Below are 20148 nucleotides of genomic sequence, written 5' to 3' on the forward strand. Positions count from 1 at the left end.
GTTGCCCCTGGTCACCGCGGCCCGGGGCCTGTTCTCTCGTATGGGGACGGAACGGCTTCCGCGGATGGGGGTCGAAGTGTTCGACAAGCAAGCGCCGATCGAGCGCGCTGTGGTGGTTGTGCCGGTTCACAACGAGGAAGCACTTCTGGACTCGTGCCTGTCTGCGCTGGTCAGGTCGTGTGAGCAGGTCGACATCGACGTCGACCTCGTCGTGGTTCTCGATTCCTGCACCGACACGTCCGCCGATATCGCCGCGACGTGGGCCGACAAGGTCGACGCGACCGTCCTCACCGTCGCGCGACGCAACGTCGGAGCAGCCCGCGCAGCCGGTTTCCTGTCGGCCACCGGACCAGCAGGCCGAGCACAGGACAACACCTGGTTCGCGACGACCGACGCCGACAGCACCGTCGGACTGGAGTGGATCTCATCGCACCTCGCTCACGCAGCGCAGGGTGCGCACGCCGTGGCGGGGACCGTCGTCACCGAGCTGGATTCGCCCGCGTTGACTCTGGTGTACGACGCCGGCTACCGCCACACGTCCGGCCATCGCCACGTGCACGGCACCAATCTCGGACTGCGCGCGGATTTGTACTGGACCGTCGGCGGATTCGGCGCACTGACCACCGGCGAGGACGTCGACCTGATGGCTCGGGTCGAACGCGCGGGCGTACCGGTTCTGTACTCGTGCGATTCGCCCGTGCTGACGTCGTCGAGGCGCTCCGGCCGGGCACCCGACGGGTTTGCCGCTCACCTGCAGGATCTCGAATTGGCCATCGCCCGATGACGGTCGACGGTAGCTCGCTCGTCGAGCGTCTCAAGCGATTCGTCGCCGACGAGGCACCTGGAATGCCGCTCCCCGGTTCGGGTTTCACCGACACTCGCTGGTTGACGCTCGCCGGGCTCGGCCGCGAGGACACGGTTCTCGGGCGTCTGGCCGAGGGCCACGCCGACGCAGTGGCCATTCTCGCCGAACTGGGCGGCCCTGCTCCGAGCCGCGGGCAGATCTGGGGTGTCTGGGCGGCGGAACCACCGTCGCCGGTGCTCGAGGCGGCGCAGGGCAAGAACGGGTGGAAGCTCACCGGCGTCAAACCGTGGTGCTCGGGCGCTCATATCGTCACGAATGCCCTCGTCACCGCCCGCGTCGGAGATCGATCGCGGTTGTTCGCGGTCGACATGACCCAGGACTGGTGCTCGCCGATTCCCAACACGTGGCACGCCGTCGGGATGTCTCGAAGCGATTCCGGGACAGTGCGTTTCGACGGTGCGCACGCCGTTCCCGTCGGCGAAGTCGGGTCGTATGTCGAACGCCCGGGCTTCTGGCACGGTGGGCTCGGCGTGGCAGCGGTGTGGTTCGGCAGTGCCTGCGCTGTCGCCGACACGTTGCACGCGGCAGCGCAGTCGAGCTCCGATCCGCACACCATGGCTCATCTCGGCGCCGTGGCGGCATCGCTCGGTGCCGCGTCGGCCGCGTTGACCACCGCCGCTGCGGAGATCGACGCCGATCCGACCGACTCCGAGGCCCGCGGCAGCACCAGGGCACGGACCGTCCGCGCGATCGTCGAGAGCGCCGCTACCGACACCATCGACCGCGTGGGCCGCGCGCTGGGCGCCGCCCCGCTGTGCGCGAACGGTGAGCATGCACGCCGCGTCGCCGATCTGACCGTTTTTCTACGCCAGAGCCATGCCGAGCGCGATCTCGCAGCGCTGGGCCAGGAGATCGCGAAGGAAGAGTCGCCATGGTAGCCGCCGCCGAACACACCGACACGCAGGAAACCAGAACGTTCGACACCGTCGACCCGGGCACACCGCTCGAGGTGTGGCAGCAGTGGACACCGTCGTTCCCGCCACTCGATCTCGGTCGATGCCGCGAGATGATCGTCGTCGCGCCCCATCCCGACGACGAAGTGCTCGGTGTCGGTGGCCTGATGTCGCTCGCCGCCGCGTCGGGCATCCGGGTGTCCGTCGTGGCCGTCACCGACGGCGGCGCGTCGCATCCCGGGTCTCCGACGATGTCCGAGGCGCAACTGATCGACGAGCGGCCGCGTGAAGCGAGGCGCGCTCTGACCGAACTCGGTCTCGACGTCGACCCGATCCGGCTCGGCTTTCCCGACGGCGACGTCGCCGCGCACGAGGACGAGCTCGCGCGGGCGCTCACCGAGCTGTTGTCCGGTGGACAGGGCACCTGGTGCCTGACGCCGTGGCGCGGCGATCGTCATCCCGATCACGAAGCGACGGCGCGGGCATGCCTGACGGCGTCGAGACGCGTCGGGATCGCGGTGCTCGAGTACCCGGTGTGGATGTGGCACTGGGCGTGGCCGGATCATCCCGAGGTTCCCTGGGGTCGCGCGCTGGGGATCACTCTGGACGATCGCACTGCCCAGGCGAAAAAAGCCGCGGCACACCGGTTCACGTCTCAGATCCAGGATCTGTCGGACGATCCCGCCGACCGGGCGGTACTTCCGCCGCACATTCTGGCGCGTTTGCTTCGATCCGAGGAGGTGGTGTTCGCATGACGGACGGCACTCTGCAGAAGGACTATTTCGACGACGTCTACGACGGCAACGTCGATCCGTTCCGGCTGGGCGACAACTGGTACGAGGAGCGAAAATACGCTCTGACGTTGGCTGCGCTGACCGAACCGCGATATCGCCGCGCGCTCGAACCGGGCTGTTCCGTCGGAATACTGACCGAGAAGCTGTCCAGCCGCTGCGACGACCTGACGTCCACCGACATCGTCGCCTCGGCGCTGGAGACCACCAGGGCTCGTCTCGACGCGCGCACCGGCGAGTCCAGCGGCCGGGTGCAGCTGCGCGAATGGTCGCTCACGGACTCGTGGGACGAGTTCGACGAGATCGGCCCGTTCGATCTGATCGTGCTCAGCGAGGTCGGGTACTACCTCGGCCCTGCTGACCTACGCGCTGCCCTGGGCCAGGCAGTGGCGCATCTCGAGCCGGGAGGCACGCTCCTCGCGGTGCACTGGCGACACCTCGTCGCAGACTATCCACAGACCGGTGACCAGGTGCACGACGCCATCGGGGCCACCGACGGACTGGTCCGTATGGGCGGTTACGTCGACGAAGATGTGATACTCGAAGTGTTCGCTGCGGAGTCGTCCGCACGGAGCGAGTCGGCGGAGCCGACCGGAAGACCGGAATCGGTCGCACGACGTGAGGGTTTGATATGAGTGAGACTGAGATGAGCGACAGAATGACCAGCGGTGAGACCGCGACGCGCGCCTATCGCGGCGGCGCACTCGAGGATCTGCTCGGACCGGACAGTCTGCACACCGACTTCGCCCCCATCGTCGACCTGATGACCCGTGAGGTGATCGGTTACGAAGCCATCGTCATGGGACCCGAGGATTCGGCGTTCCGCGAGCCTGCGGCCCTCGCGTCCGCGGCGCGGGCGATGGACATGACCGTCGACCTCGACCTCGTTCGCTGGGCCGGCGCCGTCGAGGGTGCCGCACGCCTCGATTCGCTTCAGGGACTGCCGCTGTTCATCGCCATCGACCCGGACACACTGCCGTACCTCCCCGACCGCGGAGACGTCGACGCAGGTTCCGCCGTCCTGCAGCTGGACGAGACCTCACTCATTCGTCGACCCGCGCAGTTGCTGCGCGCGGTAGCGGACGTCCGCAAGCTCGGATGGGCAATCGCCGTCGACCATGTCGGTGTGAAGCCGGAATCGCTGGCACTGCTGCCGCTCCTCGAACCCGACGTGGTCAAACTCGATCGCAGCTTGATCACCCAACGTCCGAGCCGGTTCACCGCCCGCGTCGTCAACGCCGTCGCCGCGTACACCGAACGCACGGGCGCGATCGTCATGGCGGAAGGAATCGACACCGAGGACGCCGTCGGGACCGCCATCGCGCTGGGCGCACGCGTCGGGCAGGGCCGGTTCTTCACCGAGCAGAACCCCGTTCCGGTGGAACCGTCGAAGCGACTGTCACCGTTGGATTTCCGCACGTCACCCGAGCGCGGCTCGCTTCCACGTTCCTCGCCGTACCAACTGGCCGCGGCGGGACGCGATTCCAAGCCGTCGACCAAGCGTCTTCTGGTGGAGGTCAGCAAGGGGCTGGAGTCCATTGCCGGCCAGAGCCTGCAGACCGCCGTCATCCTCGGCTCGTTCGAGAGCCGGGAACATTTCACGCCGCTGACCGCACGTCGCTGGGAGGTCATGGCGACGAGGGCAGCCCTCGTCGGCGCACTCGCCGCGGGCATCGATCCCGAGCCCGCGCCGCGCGTGCGCGGAGCGGACCTCGACCCCGACGACCCGGTACGGCTCGAATGGGTGGTGGTGGTGCTGTCGCCGCACTTCTCGGCGGTACTGGCGGCCAAGGACATGGGAGATACCGGACCGGACATGAACCGGCGGTTCTCCTACGTCCTCAGCCACGACCCGCAGCTGACGGTCGACTGCGCGCGAAGTCTGCTGCTGCGGCTTCCGGTGGAACGTACCGGGCTCTGACCGATACCGATCAGTCTTCGGCCTTCTTCTTCGCTCCTGGCTCCACGGCCCTCTTCCGGGTCGTTCCTGCAGGCTCCACGGCCCTCTTCCTGGTCGTTCCTGCAGGCTCCACTCCGGCGTAGCTCTCGGCGTCGGCGACGACCTTGCCCGCCAGTTCGGCCAGACGCGTGTTGGTCTCCTGCGAGAGCCTGGAGAGCAGCGCGAACGCCTCCTGAGCACCCAACTTGTAGCGCTCCATCAGCATGCCCTTGGCCTGGCCGATGATGTCGCGTGAGGTCAGCGCGGCACGAATCTGCTGTTCCTCCTTGGCGCTGGAGAACGCGATGGCAGCGTGCGCGGCGAACAGCGAGCCGATCGACTCGGCGTCCTCCCCGAACGCGTCGTGACGGGTGGAGTGCAGGTTGAGCGCACCGAAGTTGTAGCCCTCGACGTACAGCTGGAAGCAGATCATGCTGCGCACTCCCAGCGCCGACGCGGCGGCAGCGAACCGTGGCCAGCGTCGGTCGGAATCCATGTCGTCGATCCGGATGGTCCGCTGCTCGACGGCCGACTCCAGGCACGGCCCTTCACCGATCTGCTGCTGAATTGCGTCGCACTGACCGGCGAGGTCACCGGTCAGTGCGGCGCTGTGGACGAATTTGCCGCGGAGCACCGTCGTGATGCTCGCTGCTTCGGCGGCCGGGACGTTCATGACGGCCGATTCGGTGATGGCCGCCAGTGTCCGGTCGGGGTCTCCGTGCTCGCGGCGAAGTTCCCTGGCCACCGCCGCCAGGCGCTGACTCAGATCGAAGTCGGCTCCGGTCGTCGTGGTGACGTCCGCGCCGAGAACCTGCTCACTGATGAGAACCACCTCCGCCGAGATTTTACGACTCAGAGTTCGCTGGGCGCGATGAGCTGGTGCACGTATCGCATTTTGTCCAGCACTGTGGGCGGCAACACGAACGGGTACAGATCCTGGTGGCCCATCGAGCGGTTGATCTGGTTGAGCGCCCAGGACAGCGGTAGCCACCACTCCACGATCTGGTCGAAACCGACGTCGCCCGGTAGTGGGCTGTCCAGCGTCGATCCGGCCGGGGCCATACCGAAGGCTGCCGCGGTGTCGAGCGTGTCACGAATGTGCAGGTAGTGGGCGAACGTCTCGGCCCAGTCCTCCGCCGGGTGCATCGTCGCGTAGGACGAGACGTAATCGTCCTCCCAGTTCTCCGGCGCACCCTCGTTGTAGTGCCGGTCCAGGGCGGCCTGATAGTCGGTGTCCGGGTCGCCGAACAGTTCCTCGAACCGCGGTCGGTGTTCGCCCGTTCCGACGAGGACCATCTGGAAGTAATGGCCGATCTCGTGCCGGAAGTGTCCGACGAGAGTGCGGTACGGCTCGGACATCGACACTCGGAGCTGTTCGCGGTGGACGTCGTCGCCCTCGGCCAGGTCGAGCGTCACCAGTCCGTTGGCGTGGCCGGTCATCACCTGCGTGTTGGCGCTCGACAGCAGGTCGAAGGCGAGACCGGTCTCCGGGTCCTTGTCACGCCCGTCGATCGGGAGACCCAGCTCGGTGAGCTCGAGGATGACCCGACGCTTGTTCGTCTCCGCGTCGGCGTAGGCGACCATCGCGTCGACGTCGTCGTCCGCGGGGCGCGTCCTGGTGAGTCGGCACGAGAAGCAGAGTTCCTCGCCGGTCGAGGTGTCGACGAGCCAGTTGCACCTGGCCGTGCTCAGGTTGGCGCACACCTTCCAGGTGACATCGACATCGCTGCCGGGTGTGGTGATGTCGATCTCGGCGGCGCCGTCACCGTCCGTGTCAGGGAGCGGCAGCAGGGCGCGGGTGGGAAGGTGGAATCCCAGCGCACTGTGGCAGCTGAGGCACAGCGAATTCTCGAACGAGAGTTTCTGACCGCATTTGCGGCAGATCAAAGCACGCATGATCCCGACTTTCATTGCTCAGGTGCCTTGGTCGACTTCAGGCCCACCAATGCTCGACTGCGAATATGACGGTTTCCCGTCGGTTTCGGTACGTCGGAGATAACAGAGTAGTCACGATACGGTCACGAGGTGCCGTAACGGTGGAAGCTTTCCTACCGTCGGCGCGTTGCGTGGTGTGCGCAGCGACCGAACACACGCTGCGGAGAGTCAGGTCCACCAGCTGGACCACCGATCGAGGGGATTTCTTCAACCGATGAGCACGCTTGCAATCCCCGGACCCCGCGCCTGATGGCCGACATGACACCGACCGTCTCACCCGTGCGACGGTTGGCCCAGCGCATCACCGACTCCCTCGGCCCGGGACAGGGTGCCGCAACTCGCGGTGCAGGGGGTAGCGAGACCCTTGCCGCGGGTTTCCTTCTCGGGGCGACCCTACTCGCACTCCTGTGGGCCAACTCGCCTTTCGGCGACACCTATCAGAGCTTCTGGCACACCGAACTCTCGATCACCGTGGGTGGCCACGGCATCTCGCTCGACCTCGCGCACTGGGTCAACGACGGCTTGATGGCGTTGTTCTTCTTCGTCGTCGGCCTGGAGGTCAAACGCGAATTCGCGATGGGCGAGCTCACCGATCGCTCACGCGCGAGCATCCCGATCGTCGCGGCGCTCGCGGGTCTCGCCATCCCCGCTGTTCTGTTCCTGATCCTCAATCCATCCGGTGAGGCCGCAGGCGCCTGGGGCGTCGTCATCTCCACCGACACCGCGTTCGTTCTCGGCGCACTGGCGGTCATCGGACCGAAGAAGGCCGCCCGTCTACGCATCTTCCTGCTGACGCTCGCCGTCGCCGACGACGTCGGCGCGCTCGCCATCATCGCGTTCTTCTACACCGACAAGGTCGAGATCGTTCCGTTGATTCTGGCGTTCGTCGGTCTGGCCGCGATCGCGCTGCTCCGACGCATGCAGGTGTGGCGCGGGATCGGTTATCTGGTCGTCGCACTGGCCACCTGGGTGGCCTTCCACGAGTCGGGCGTGCACGCCACTCTCGCCGGCGTCATGATCGCACTCATCCTGCCGGTCTACCCGCCGAGGCGCAGCGAAGTGGAACGCGCAGCCGACCTCACCCGAGCGTTCCGCCAGTCACCCAATCCCGAGTACGCCCGCGCCGCGAGGCTGGGCCTGGACCAGGCCGTGTCCGTCAACGAGCGTCTGATGCGGTTGTATCAGCCCTACACCGCGTTCCTGATCGTGCCGATCTTCGCGCTCGCCAATGCGGGCGTCGTCCTCAGCGGCGAGACCCTGCGTGCCGCCGCCACGTCGCCGTTGACGTGGGGCATCGTCGTCGGACTCGTCGTCGGCAAGCTCATCGGAATCACCGGTGCAGCAGCCGTTTTCGCCAGGATGAAGCCGTCGGCGCTGGCGCCCGGTCTGACGATCTCGCACATCGCGGGCGGTGCTGCACTGTCCGGAATCGGATTCACGATCTCGCTGTTCATCGTCGACCTCGCCCTCGACGACGAATTCCTCGCCGACCAGGCGCGCGTCGGCGTGCTGGCCGCGTCCGTGGTGGCGGCGCTGCTCGGCTGGCTGCTGTTCCGTATCGACGCGCGCATCCATCCGCCCAAGCAGGAGGTGTCGCATCGGATCCTGCGACCGGTGAACGCCAAGCGCGATCACATCCGTGGTCCCGTCGATGCACCCTTGACCATCGTCGAGTACGGCGATTTCGAATGCCCGTTCTGCAGCAAGGCAACCGGAAGCATCAAGGAGGTCCGAGCCTACTTCGGTGACGACGTCCGATACATCTTCCGGCACTTGCCCCTCGACGATTACCACCCGCACGCGCGCTACGCAGCCCACGCCAGCGAAGCCGCGTCGGCGCAGGGGAAGTTCTGGGAGATGGCGGACGTCCTGTTCGCGAACAGCGACGCACTCACTCCCGACGACATCGACGACTACGCCGAGGATCTCGGTCTCGACATGGACCGGTTCTCCGAGGACCTACGTACCGGCGATTACGTGGTTCGAGTGGAGGACGACGAGCTCGACGCCGCGTCGAGCGACGTCGAGGGCACGCCGACGTTCTATCTCGGCCGCGGGGACACCGACTTGATCCGGCACACCGGGCCTTACGATGCCGCCTCGCTCATCCGGGAACTGACGCAGCTCCGCACCTCCTCGACGTGACGCGGCTCCACTCACAGACGGTTGCCGTCGTCGTCCCAGTGCTCGGCGACTTTTTTCGACGGTTGAACGCGAGGAGGTTCGCCGGGCATCTTGGGGTAGTCGGGCGGGAAGTTGAGTTCGCCGCCCGGCAGGGTCTCCCAGAGTTCCAGCAGCGGGTCCAGCGAGTAGGCGTGCTCGTCCATGTCCGCCCACGGATCGCCGTCGGACAGGTAGTCGGGGATCGTCACCAGGTTGTACTCGCGAGGGTCGGAGATCCCGGCCAGGTGCGCCCACGTCATCGGCGTGCTCACGGGCGCACCGGTCTTCGCCCGTAGGCTCCACGCGCTCGCGATGGTCCGATCCCGGTTGTTCTGGTTGAAGTCCAGGAAGATCCGTTCCCCGCGCTCTTCCTTCCACCAGTTGGTCGTGACCCCGTCGTCGCGGCGCTCCAGCTCACGTCCCAGCCCGATGGCGGCGTGCCGCACCTGCTCGAACGTGTACGACGGCGTGATCCTGACGTAGATGTGGATGCCGCGGTTGCCGCTGGTCTTGGGGTATCCCTTCAGCCCCAATTCCTCCAGCAGTTCACGGGTCACCTCGGCCACGCGCTGCGCGTCGGCGAACGTCGTCCCGGGCTGCGGGTCGAGATCGAGCCGCAACTCGTCGGGATGGTCGACGTCCGGGCGTCGCACCGGCCAGGGATGGAACGTCAACGTGCCCATCTGCGCGGCCCACACTGCGGACGCCGGTTCACCGGGGCACAGTTCCTCCGCGGTCCGGCGGCTGGGGAAGGCGATCTTCACGGTCTCGATCCAGTCGGGAGCGCCCTTGGGCAGCCGCTTCTGATAGAAGCCGTCGCCCTCCTTGTCCTGCGGGCCGAGGGCGAGACGCATCCCGTCGCGGAAACCGTCGGGCCACCGTTCCATCGCGGTCGGTCGAGTGCCGATCGCTCTCAACAGTGGTTCACCGACGGCGGCGAAGTACTCGCACACCTGCAGTTTCGTGATCTCCGGCGTGATGTCCGTTGCCTCGTAGATCACGCGGTCGGGGCTCGAGACTCGTACCTCGCGGTCACCTGCCTGCACGAACGCGGGCGGTGTCTTCGCTGCCATCTTATTTGCCCCCGGCGATCACGTCGGCCACGTCGTAGCTGACGGGCACTTCCAGCTGTTCGTAGGTGCAGGACTTCGGATCCCGGTCCGGTCGCCACCGTAGGAAGCGTGCGGCGTGCCGCAGACGCTCGCCTTCCATCTGGTCGTAGGCGACCTCGATGACCCGCTCGATGCGCAGCGGCACCCAACTGCGGTCCTTGTTCGACGTCCACCGGTTGGCTTCGGCCGATTTCGGTTCTTCCCCGGTGCGCAACGGCTGCAGTTCTTCGAGGATTTCGACGCGCCGCTTGTCGGTGAACGCCGACGCGCCGCCGATCATCCGAAGCTCGCCGTTGTCGTACAGGCCGAGCAGCAACGATCCGATTCCGTTGCCGGATTTGTGCACTCGGTATCCGATCAACGCGCAGTCGGCCGTTCTGGCGTGTTTGATCTTGATCATCTCGCGCTTGTTCGGCAGGTACAGCCCGTCCAGTTTCTTGGCAACGACTCCATCCAGCCCAGCGCCTTCGAAACGCTCGAACCAATCCTGCGCGGTCGCCGCGTCGTCCGTCGTGCTGGTGACCTGGCAGCGATCACCGCCTGCCATCACCTCGAGCAGCTTTGCCCGACGGACGGAGAACGGCTCACCCGTCAGGTCGGTCGAACCGATCGCCAGAAGATCGAACGCGACGAACATCGACGGTGTCTTCTCCGCGAGCATGCGCACTCGCGAATCGGCGGGGTGGATGCGCTCGGACAACGCGTCCCAGTCCAGCCTCGTACGCCCGTCCCGCTCCCGCGGCACGACGATCTCACCGTCGACGACGATCTTGTCCGGCAGTTCCGCCAGGACGGCCGAGACCAGCTCGGGGAAGTAGCGGGCGAGGTCCTTGCCGCCACGCGACCCGAGGATCACCTCGTCGCCGTCGCGGAAGACGATGGCACGGAAGCCGTCCCACTTGGGCTCGTACGACCATGCGGGCTCTCCGCCCTCGGGCTGTGCGGGGACGGTCTTGGCGGCTTTGGCCAGCATCGGTTGCAGCGGCCACGCGATCGGGAGGTCCACGAGAGCAATACTGCCCTAGTGGAACCGCCGAGGAGTACCTTCTTTCGCTGCAGGTAATCGTGAATGTCCGCCTCAGCGTTCACTCGAGCCACACCTGGTCTCACGAAATCGGGACGGACGGGATATTTTTGATCCGATTCTTGTCGTGCTCGGGTCCTCACCTTCATAGAACTAAGGAACGGTCAATGCTCTCCCTCAGTGAGAAGTTTCGCGGCGCAGCGATTGCTGTGCTGGCATGTAGCGCTGTCGTGCTCGCAGGCTGTAGCAGCACCGTCACTCCGCGGGCGATCCCGGCCGCCGACGAACTCGTCACCTCGACCACCCAGACCAGCTCGTCTGCGCCCACGACGGGCGAAGCGCCGGCGCAGGAAGGTGAGGACATGGGCGGTGACGTCGACATCGACGTCGAGATCGGTGAATGCGTCGACCTCGGGGGAACTGTCGACGACGCCACCATCGACAATGCCGCGTGCGGAAGCGCCGACTCGAACTACAAGGTGATCGGCAAGGCTCCCACAAACGCCGAGTGCATCTCCGACGCAGACCAGTACTACTACGAGACGTACGCGGACATCGAGCAGGGCGCACTGTGCCTGGACATCGACTGGGTCATCGGCGGCTGCATGGACATTCCGATGGACGACGATCCCGAGCGTATCGACTGCGGATCGCCCGGGTTCGATTCCGTCCGCGTCGTGGAGATCCTCAGTGGAACCACCGACGTCGACTCCTGCGATCTCCAGGCGACGAGCGGTTTCCGTTATCCGGAACGCAACTTCGTCGTCTGCGTCGAAGATCTGTAGATCGGTGCAAGACTTCCGTCATGACGGTGCTTTCATGACGGTGCTTCCATGACGGGGTCCGATTCGGTCCGATTGAAGACTCCGAGGGGACGCTGGATCGTCGCCGCGACGGTTCTGGGGTCCTCGCTGGCGATGCTCGACGCGACCGTCGTGAACGTGGCGCTGCCCGACATCGGCCGGGATCTCGGATCCGGCGTCTCGGGACTGCAGTGGACCGTCAGCGCCTACACCCTGACGTTGGCGTCGTTCATCCTGCTCGGCGGTGCGCTCGGCGATCGCCTCGGCAGACGGACGGTCTTCGTCTGGGGCACGATCTGGTTCGCCGTCGCCTCGGTCCTGTGCGGTCTGGCGCCGAACATCGAGGTACTCGTCGCCGCGCGATTGCTGCAGGGCGTCGGCGCGGCGTTGCTGACGCCGGGAAGCCTCGCGTTGATCTCCGCGTCCATTCATCCCGACGACCGGGGCGCCGCCATCGGCGTGTGGTCCGGTCTCGGCGGTGTCGCGTCCGCCGTCGGGCCTCTGCTGGGCGGGTGGTTGGTCGACGTGGCCGGGTGGCGATCGGTCTTCCTGCTGAACATTCCGCTGGCTGTCGCCGTCGTCCTGGTGGCCGTCAAGCACGTGCCCGAGAGCCGCGACCCTCACGCGGAGGGGAAACTCGATCTCCCCGGTGCAGGTGTCGTCGCCCTCGCGCTCGGCCTGCTCACCTACGGCTTCATCGACGCATCGTGGTGGGTCGTGGCGGCGGGCGTACTCGCGGTCGGAGCGTTCGTCGTCGTCGAGTTGCGGACATCCAATCCGCTGATTCCGCCGTCGTTGTTCGCGTCCCGTGTCTTCCTGGCGGCCAACCTGGTGACGTTCGCCGTGTATGCGGCGCTCGGCGGAGTGTTCTTCCTGCTGATCCTGCAACTTCAGTTGGCGCTCGACTATTCGCCGATCGCCGCAGGTGTGGCGACTCTGCCGATCACCGCTCTGATGCTCGTGCTCTCCGCGCGGGCCGGACGGGTGGCGCAGCGCATCGGGCCCCGTGTGCCGATGACTGTCGGGCCGTTGGTCGCCGCCGCCGGACTGCTGCTGATGCTCCGTATCTCGCCGGCCGCGGCGGGAGTGGAGGCTGCAGGAACGACTGGATCGGCGGCGGGAGTTAGGCCGGCATCGACATACCTCGTCGACGTGCTTCCTGCCGTCGTCGTCTTCGGCCTCGGCTTGTCGATCCTGGTCGCGCCGCTCACCGGCGCCGTCCTGGGAGCCGTGTCCACCGACCGCGCAGGAACAGCATCCGGTGTCAACAATGCCGTCGCCAGAACCAGCCAGCTCCTGGCCGTGGCCGCTCTACCTGGCCTCGTCGGAATCGCGGGCGCCGACTACGACCGGCCCCAGACCTTCTCCGACGGCTTCCACACGGCCATGATCGTCTGCGCCGGCCTGCTCGTCGTGGGTTCCCTCATCGCCGCAGTCATGGTCAGGAGTCCGTCTCGAAAGAACCCCACCTACAGCTGCGACCCGTCGTCCCCGGCGCTGAGCCCGAGGGAGCAGATTTAGGGGGCAGGAGTGGAGCCTGCGGAACGACCCCAATTAGGCCAGGAGTGGAGCCTGCGGAACGACCCGGATTAGGCCAGGAGTGGAGCCTGCGGAACGACCCGGATTAGGCTGACCGTTACGGATACAGCCCATATCCGAGATCAGGTCAGGAGAGCTATGTCGACCGAGAACGATTCGCCGGACGTCAAACCGCGGAGCCGCGACGTCACCGATGGTTTGGAGAAGACCGCTGCGCGAGGAATGTTGCGCGCGGTGGGGATGGGTGACGAGGACTGGGGGAAGTCCCAGATCGGCGTCGCGTCGTCGTGGAACGAGATCACTCCGTGCAATTTGTCCTTGGAGCGCCTCGCGAAGGCGGTCAAGGAGGGGGTCCACACGGCGGGCGGGTATCCGCTCGAGTTCGGCACCATCTCCGTCTCCGACGGTATCTCGATGGGTCACGAGGGAATGCATTTCTCGTTGGTCTCGCGTGAGGTCATTGCGGACAGTGTGGAGACGGTGGTCAGCGCGGAGCGCCTCGACGGCTCGGTGCTTCTGGCCGGGTGTGACAAGTCGCTTCCCGGAATGTTGATGGCCGCAGCGCGATTGAATCTCGCGAGTGTGTTCCTGTACGCCGGTTCGACGCTTCCGGGTTTCGCGACGCTGTCCGACGGCAGTGAGCACCAGGTGACCATCATCGACGCGTTCGAGGCTGTCGGTGCGTGCTCTCGTGGCCTGATGTCCCGCGAGGATGTCGACACCATCGAACGCGCAATCTGTCCGGGCGAAGGCGCCTGCGGCGGCATGTACACGGCCAACACCATGGCCAGTGCCGCTGAAGCTTTGGGAATGTCGTTGCCCGGCAGCGCTTCTCCGCCTGCACCCGATCGTCGACGCGACGGGTACGCCCGTGCCAGCGGCGAAGCCGTCGTCGAACTTCTCCGACGCGGTATCACTGCGCGAGACATCATGACGAAGAAGGCATTCGAGAACGCGATCGCCGTCGTCATGGCCTTCGGCGGATCGACCAACGCCGTGCTCCACCTTCTCGCCATCGCCCACGAGGCCGAAGTGGAACTGACGCTCGACGACTTCCGGCGCATCGGCTCCAAGGTGCCGCACCTCGCGGACGTCAAGCCGTTCGGCAAGCACGTCATGACCGATGTCGACGCCATCGGCGGAGTTCCCGTCGTCATGAAGGCGCTGCTCGACGCCGGGCTCATGCACGGCGACTGCCTGACGGTCACCGGAAAGACCGTGGCCGAGAACCTCGCTCACATTGCGCCGCCGGACCCCGACGGCAAGGTGCTGCGTGCGCTGGAAGAGCCGATTCACCCGACCGGCGGCATCACCATCCTCGAAGGTTCACTGGCCCCGGGCGGCGCCGTCGTCAAGTCGGCAGGTTTCGACTCGGACGTGTTCGTCGGCACTGCACGAGTTTTCGAGCGCGAACGCGCCGCGATGGATGCGTTGGAGGACGGCACGATCTCCGCGGGCGATGTCGTCGTCATCCGATACGAAGGCCCCAAGGGCGGACCGGGAATGCGAGAAATGCTCGCGATCACCGGTGCCATCAAGGGCGCGGGACTCGGTAAGGACGTCCTGTTGCTGACCGACGGCCGATTCTCCGGCGGTACAACGGGACTGTGCGTCGGACATGTCGCGCCGGAAGCCGTCGACGCCGGACCCATCGCCTTCGTTCGCGACGGTGACCGGATTCGCCTCGACGTCGGAAAGGGAACCCTCGACCTCCTCGTCGACGACGCTGAACTCGAATCCCGCAAGGAAGGTTGGGCACCTCTACCGCCCCGCTACACCCGCGGTGTCCTGGCCAAGTACGCCAAGCTCGTCGGTTCCGCATCCGATGGTGCGGTACTGATCTAGCGCGTGACCCCATCGCTCGAATCGTCCGTTCACACGAACAGACAGCGTGTGAGGCGTTTTCGAGCGATGGGGGTGGGACGCAATCCCTGTACTAGAGCGGCATGGACCAGACGGAGCTCGAGCGCTCTTTCAGGTCGGTGCACTTGCGGCGGACGGAGTCGCCGTACTGGTAGATGTTCAGCTGATCTTCCCGGACGACGGGCTTGGGTGCCCGTTTCATGACCGGAAGTTCCGCGAGGTCCAGCGCCGCGTCCAGTTCTTCTTCTGCGGTTTCGCGGCGCTTGCGAGCGATGTCGGCCAGGGCGAGGTGGTGGATGGTGAGATGGTCCGACGCTGCGAGGGCAGCTTCCTCCTCGGTGGCGGCCTGGACCTCGTAGACCTTGGCGGCGAGCTGGTAGATGCTGGGTCGGGTGAGTTCGTCGTCGACCACTTCGATTGCCACCGGATCCTGCGTCGACGCCTCGGGCGCAACCTCTTTCCGAGGTTTCTTCACCACGGCGTCCGGGGCCGACGGTTGCTCGAGGAGATGCTCCAGCTCGGCAACTTCCTTGGCTGCGTCGGGATCGAATGCAGTGCGGACGGTAGGCACGACGCGCGGGGTGCGGCCGGGCAGCAACACGCCGACCACGACGGTCCCGATGGCGAAGACCACGGCTGCGATCAAAGATGTGTGCACGACGGCGTTCGCGAACGAGCTCACCGCGGTGATCACCAGGTTGTCGGCGTATCCGGTGAGAAAGGTGTTCTCGCGCATGATGTCTGCGACGATCACGGCCCCGGCCACCGAGTCGCCGGACGCTTCGATCGCTTGTGCGGCTTGCGCGGTCGGCTGGCCGTCGGTTCCTTTGCCGGGGAAGTCCGCGAGGTAGTCGACGATGCCGCCGCGGTACGTCGTTGCGAGAACCGAACCGAGAACGGCGATTCCGAGAGATCCGCCCAGTTCCAGCGCAGTGTCGTTGAGCCCGCCGGCGACGCCGAGCTTGCTCTCGGGGAATTCGGCCATGATGGCGTCGGTGCACGGCGACACGCTGAGGCCGATACCGAGGCCCAGTAGTGCCAGAACCGGAACGAAGTCGACATAGGTTGCGGTGGTGTCGATTCCGAGCATCGAGACCACGGCCAGCGTGCCGACGACCATGCCGGCCGTGACGGTGTACTTCATGCCCACTCGCGGCGTCAGCCATTGTGTGATGCCCGAGCCGACGAACACGGCGACCGCCAGAGGGAGCAGGTGCACCCCGGTCGAGACCGGGCCCATGTCGAGTACGAACTGAAGATATTGGGCCACATAGTAGATCGCGCCGAAGGTGACGAGGAAGAACAGCAGGACGGCCAGTACGGCACCGCTGAGGATGCGGGACGAGAACGCTCGGACGTCGAGAAGTGGGCTCGGGTGGCGAAGCTCCCAGGCGACGAACGCCGCGGTACTGAGCGCGCCCACCACCGCGAAGTACGTGGGTCCGACGCTCCAACCGAAGTGCATGCCCTCGATGATCGCGTAGACCACCGTGGACACTGCGAGCACGGAGAGCAGCCCTCCGAGCCAGTCGATCCTGCCCGGGTTCACCGCACGTGACGGCGGCACCAAAGCGACGGCGCCTGCGATCCCGATGATCGTGAACGGGATGTTGATCAGGAAACTCGAACCCCACCAATAGCTTTCGAGCAGCCAGCCGGCGAGCAGCGGACCCATCGCGATGGCGAGACCCGACGTGGCGGCCCAGATGGTGACGGCCGTGGCCCGTTCGCGTTTGGGGAACGTCGCCACCAGGAGCGACAGCGTGGCAGGCATGACGATGGCAGCGGCGACGCCCATGACGATGCGAGCGAGAATCACGCCTGTCGTGGCGCCGGTCAGCGCGCCGGCGAGAGAACCCGCCGTGAAGATCAGCAGGCCGATGATGAGTGCGCCTCTGCGAGAATACCGATCGCCGATGACGCCGAACAGAAGCATCAAGGCCGCGTACGGCACGGTGTATCCGTCGATGACCCACTGAAGGTCGCTGCTCGACAGGTTCAGATCCAGCGTCATCGCAGGCGCCGCCACCAACAGCGACGTGTTCGCCATGACGACGACGAGCAGGCTCAGGCACAGCACCCCCAGCGCTGCCCAACGTTTCGCGTACGGCTTTTCCATCTCCTGAACAGGAGTCATCGCAAGCAATGTCATGTGTGTTCCCCCCCTAGGCACCACACGCGACACACCGCGCGCAGTGCTGTGCAGCCTAGGAAGGATGCGTTAGAGTACGCAATTCTTTGTGGCGGCCGTTACACAAGTGACTGGGAGAGATCCCAACGAACGAAAATGCCACCGTGTCAATCGAACTGACACGGTGGCATGATCTGTAACGCTGATGACCCGATCGGCGACTCGGAGAGTCCGATCAGGGGATGGGGGCGAAACCTGCTCCGACGGCGTTGCCTGCGTCGATGTGGCGCAGAATCGCGTCGATGTTGGTACCGACCTGCGGTCCGAAGCACGCCACACCGAGGTACGCGTTCACCATGCCGACGAGCGTGGTGCCGACGACGACCGGGCTACCGGAGTCACCTTCGACGACGCACAGCTGCGACCAGGTCTCCTGCGACTGCAGAACGTCCCCGTAGGCGACGCCGCACGTGTTACCGGTGGTGCGGCCTTCCTTGCAGACGATGTTGGGGAACGAGGCGGGAGGACCGACCTGCGTGATGGTCACGTTGCCCACCCGGTTGACCGGAACGACCTTGGCGCGATCGAACTCGATCACCGCGTAGTCGTACTCGGGGTTGGAGAACGCGATGCGTCCGACGACGCCTGCCGACGGGTCGTACTCCGGCACGATCGTGGCGCCTGCTCCACCGCAGTGACCGGCGGTGATACCGACGAGGCGGCCTTCGCGGTCGTTGCCGATGGTCGTCAGAGTGCACTCGGCAGCATCGTCGACGATGATTCCGGATCCGCCCCCCAGCACCGCCGGAGCCGCAGCTGACGCAGTTCCGACGCCGAAGCTCGCAGCAACAGCGGCAGCAGCCACGGCGACGAGCATGAACTTCTTCAACATGTATTCCCTCTCCAGCGGTGTCCGCAGAACCCTAGCAATAAGAAGCACCGATGGACGAGTACCTGACGTCAATAAGTACGCACGAGTACTAAAGGTCCGATTCCAGAGCGGCCAGCATGGACCGGGCTTCCTCGAGTTGGCGGCTGAGCTCCTCCACACGCGACGCTGCCTCTTCTCGCGCGTACGAGATCACGGCTTCCACGGCGTCGCGTGCCGAATCGTCGCCCAGTTCGCGTACCGCGCGGGAGACGGACTCGGGGGACACCGACTGCGCTTTTCCTGGCCTGCGGGCACCGTGGGTGACCGTCACGGACCAGTCGTTGTCCGGCCCGGCGTGGATGGTGACGCTGACGCTGTCCGGCCCCTTCTTTCCCTTCCTCGCCGGCGCAGGCTTGGGCGCAGCAGTCTTGGGCGCGGCAGTCTTGGGCGTGGCGGACGTCGTCACCTCCGACTTCGGAGCTGCGGATTTGGTGGCCGCAGGCTTGGGTGCTGGGGCCGGCTCGGTCCATTCGGCCACCTCGGGCCCCGGCGTCGACGCCGGTTTCGGTGCCGGTTTCGGTGCCGGTTTGGGTGCACCGCCCGGAGGGTTCCGGGTGATCCGGAGTTCCTCCGCTTCGAACGGGAGCTCGTCGTTGACGCCCTTGGGGCTGATGGTGACGGTGTTTCCGTCGATCGAGACGACCCTCGCCGACGTTCCCTCGGGCAGGCCCAGGCTCGGCGTCGGCTCGATGAGGTACACCGTCGCGCGCCGCCCCTCGGAGAGGGCCGTGGCCAGCGTGTCGAGATTCTCCGGCGTCAGGGAACCGGTGGGCGTCGAACGTCTACGCGGTGGCATCGGTGCATACCTCTCTCGAAAGTGTTTGCGAATACTGTCGCATACTTGTCCCCCGGAACGCAGAATCCATGCATGCGATCGACACCCGTCACCTCCGACCTTCTTCTCGGCGCACTCGATGTCGAGGTCACCGAACGAGGCCTGATTCCGCACCGGCTGCCCGCGTGGACTCGCAGCCGGTTTCCCGACGACCGGATCGCCGGGGCCGAGGTGCAACCGGCGGGAGTTCGGCTGGCTTTCCGCACCGATGCGACAGTCGTCGAACTCGACGCCCTTCCGACGCGGCAGGAGTTCGTCGGACTCCCGCCCCGTCCGTCGGGGATGTTCGACATGACGATCGACGGCGAACTCGTGCACAGCGTGGCGTCGGCTGGTGGCAACGTGCTGTCGGTCGACATGGTGACCGGCAGTGTCGATCGAACGGACGGCCCGGTGGTTCCGGTGCGATTCGAGATGACACCCGGCGCCAAGGACGTCGAGATATGGCTGCCGCACAATCAGCACGTCGAGTTGATCGCGCTGCGCAGCGACTCTCCGATCGTCGCCGCATCCACCTCCGAGCGGCAGGCGAGGCCGAGGTGGATCCACTACGGCAGTTCCATCAGCCAGGGATCGAACGCGACGAGTCCCAGCACGACCTGGGTGGGACTGAGCTCGTCGGCGATGGGTTTTTCCGTGACGAACGTCGGGTTCTCGGGCAGCGCGATGCTGGATCCGTTCGTCGCCCGGGTCATGCGCGACGAGCCTGCCGAGGTGATCAGCCTCGAGGTCGGCATCAACCTCGTGAACGGTGACGTCATGCGGACGCGCGCGTTCACGCCCGCGGTCCACGGGTTTCTGGACACGATTCGCGACGGGCACCCCAGCACACCGATCGTGGTGGTATCACCGTTCTACTGCCCGATCCACGAGAACACTCCGGGGCCAGGCGCATTCGACCCCGACGCACTGGCCGAGGGCGCCGTGCGGTTCGTCGCGACAGGTGATCCGGGGCCGGGGAAGCTGACGCTCACCGTGGTCCGGGACGAACTGCGGCGCGTGTTCGACCAGCGGGAGGATCCGAACCTGTATCTCGTCGACGGTCTGGATCTGTACGGTCCGAGCGACTTCGACGAGTTCCCGCTGCCCGACGCCTTGCACCCGGACGCCCGTGCTCATCGTCGGATTGCCGAACGGTTCGTCGAGTCGTTCCCCGCCGCACAGAATTATGTGTAACTCGAAGTAACAGATAAATTTGGCTTTGTCGGAGCTTCACTCGACGACGTCCTCCAGCCTACTGCGCGGCAGCCCGAGGGGCATGGCGAGAGCATTGTGAGATAGCCGACCCCAAACCCGCATATAGGCCGCTTCGCCCCCGTAGCCT

General features: G+C 66.0%; 17 protein-coding genes. 10 read left to right on the top strand and 7 right to left on the bottom strand.

Going from position 1 to position 20148, the window contains the following annotated elements:
• Nucleotides 1–76: 76 nt before the first annotated feature.
• Genes CH289_RS07130 through CH289_RS07150 form a run of 5 tightly spaced genes read left to right on the top strand, consistent with a single transcriptional unit; the run spans nt 77 to nt 4470 of the window.
• The gene (locus CH289_RS07130; RefSeq protein WP_371828327.1) at nt 77–784 is read left to right on the top strand and encodes a glycosyltransferase family 2 protein; all 708 of its coding nucleotides are present in this window, start codon (nt 77–79) and stop codon (nt 782–784) included.
• On the top strand, nt 781–1743 hold the full coding sequence (locus CH289_RS07135; RefSeq protein ID WP_037139952.1) for an acyl-CoA/acyl-ACP dehydrogenase: 963 nt from the start codon (nt 781–783) through the stop codon (nt 1741–1743). The genes CH289_RS07130 and CH289_RS07135 overlap by 4 nt, the downstream gene beginning before the upstream one ends.
• Nucleotides 1737–2513 carry a PIG-L deacetylase family protein gene (locus CH289_RS07140; RefSeq protein WP_019666905.1) on the top strand — a complete coding sequence of 259 codons (777 nt, stop codon included), beginning with the start codon at nt 1737–1739 and terminating at the stop codon, nt 2511–2513. The genes CH289_RS07135 and CH289_RS07140 overlap by 7 nt, the downstream gene beginning before the upstream one ends.
• A complete protein-coding gene (locus CH289_RS07145; protein WP_020112412.1) occupies nt 2510–3184 on the top strand; it encodes an SAM-dependent methyltransferase in 675 nt (224 codons plus the stop codon). Before CH289_RS07140 ends, CH289_RS07145 begins: the two co-directional genes overlap by 4 nt.
• A gap of 11 nt (nt 3185–3195) precedes the next feature.
• Nucleotides 3196–4470, top strand: a complete 1275-nt coding sequence (locus tag CH289_RS07150; protein ID WP_244165080.1) for an EAL domain-containing protein — start codon at nt 3196–3198, stop codon at nt 4468–4470.
• 10 nt (nt 4471–4480) lie between these two features.
• On the opposite strand, the gene CH289_RS07155 is transcribed toward CH289_RS07150, so the two are convergent.
• Together CH289_RS07155 and CH289_RS07160 are read right to left on the bottom strand one after the other, a co-directional pair.
• Nucleotides 4481–5320, bottom strand: a complete 840-nt coding sequence (locus CH289_RS07155; protein WP_094727636.1) for a GAF and ANTAR domain-containing protein — start codon at nt 5318–5320, stop codon at nt 4481–4483.
• 20 nt (nt 5321–5340) lie between these two features.
• A complete protein-coding gene (locus CH289_RS07160) occupies nt 5341–6384 on the bottom strand; it encodes a zinc-binding metallopeptidase family protein (RefSeq protein WP_026348104.1) in 1044 nt (347 codons plus the stop codon).
• Between the two features lie 288 nt (nt 6385–6672).
• Between CH289_RS07160 and nhaA the strand changes: the two genes are divergently transcribed.
• Nucleotides 6673–8568: a Na+/H+ antiporter NhaA gene (gene nhaA, locus CH289_RS07165; RefSeq protein WP_094727637.1), complete on the top strand. Its 1896-nt coding sequence runs from the start codon at nt 6673–6675 to the stop codon at nt 8566–8568.
• Nucleotides 8569–8579: 11 nt separating this feature from the next.
• On the opposite strand, the gene CH289_RS07170 is transcribed toward nhaA, so the two are convergent.
• Nucleotides 8580–9659 carry a DNA polymerase domain-containing protein gene (locus CH289_RS07170; protein WP_094727638.1) on the bottom strand — a complete coding sequence of 360 codons (1080 nt, stop codon included), beginning with the start codon at nt 9657–9659 and terminating at the stop codon, nt 8580–8582.
• A 1-nt stretch (nt 9660) separates the two neighbouring features.
• The gene (locus tag CH289_RS07175; protein WP_033189778.1) at nt 9661–10704 is read right to left on the bottom strand and encodes an ATP-dependent DNA ligase; all 1044 of its coding nucleotides are present in this window, start codon (nt 10702–10704) and stop codon (nt 9661–9663) included.
• Between the two features lie 185 nt (nt 10705–10889).
• Between CH289_RS07175 and lppU the strand changes: the two genes are divergently transcribed.
• The 3 genes from lppU (at nt 10890) to ilvD (ending at nt 14909) form a co-directional block, all read left to right on the top strand.
• Nucleotides 10890–11507: an LppU family putative lipoprotein gene (gene lppU / locus CH289_RS07180; protein ID WP_019666913.1), complete on the top strand. Its 618-nt coding sequence runs from the start codon at nt 10890–10892 to the stop codon at nt 11505–11507.
• A gap of 48 nt (nt 11508–11555) precedes the next feature.
• Nucleotides 11556–13046, top strand: coding sequence for an MFS transporter (locus tag CH289_RS07185; protein WP_033189779.1), 1491 nt, complete (start codon nt 11556–11558; stop codon nt 13044–13046).
• Between the two features lie 156 nt (nt 13047–13202).
• Nucleotides 13203–14909, top strand: a complete 1707-nt coding sequence (gene ilvD, locus CH289_RS07190; protein WP_019666915.1) for a dihydroxy-acid dehydratase — start codon at nt 13203–13205, stop codon at nt 14907–14909.
• Between the two features lie 91 nt (nt 14910–15000).
• Here ilvD and CH289_RS07195 read toward each other — a convergent pair whose 3' ends face one another.
• The 3 genes from CH289_RS07195 to CH289_RS07205 all read right to left on the bottom strand — a co-directional run bounded on the left by CH289_RS07195 (nt 15001) and on the right by CH289_RS07205 (nt 18785).
• Entirely contained in the window at nt 15001–17079 is a 2079-nt protein-coding gene (locus CH289_RS07195) for an MFS transporter (protein WP_033189015.1), read from the bottom strand.
• Between the two features lie 214 nt (nt 17080–17293).
• Nucleotides 17294–17950, bottom strand: a complete 657-nt coding sequence (locus CH289_RS07200; RefSeq protein ID WP_019666917.1) for a S1 family peptidase — start codon at nt 17948–17950, stop codon at nt 17294–17296.
• Between the two features lie 88 nt (nt 17951–18038).
• Nucleotides 18039–18785, bottom strand: a complete 747-nt coding sequence (locus CH289_RS07205) for a DUF6319 family protein (RefSeq protein WP_037159006.1) — start codon at nt 18783–18785, stop codon at nt 18039–18041.
• A 72-nt stretch (nt 18786–18857) separates the two neighbouring features.
• Between CH289_RS07205 and CH289_RS07210 the strand changes: the two genes are divergently transcribed.
• Complete coding sequence (locus CH289_RS07210) at nt 18858–20000, top strand: SGNH/GDSL hydrolase family protein (RefSeq protein WP_094727639.1); 1143 nt, start codon at nt 18858–18860, stop codon at nt 19998–20000.
• Nucleotides 20001–20148: the final 148 nt, after the last annotated feature.

This window comes from Rhodococcus sp. RS1C4 (assembly GCF_002258225.1).
Classification (GTDB): Bacteria; Actinomycetota; Actinomycetes; order Mycobacteriales; family Mycobacteriaceae; genus Rhodococcoides; species Rhodococcoides fascians_E.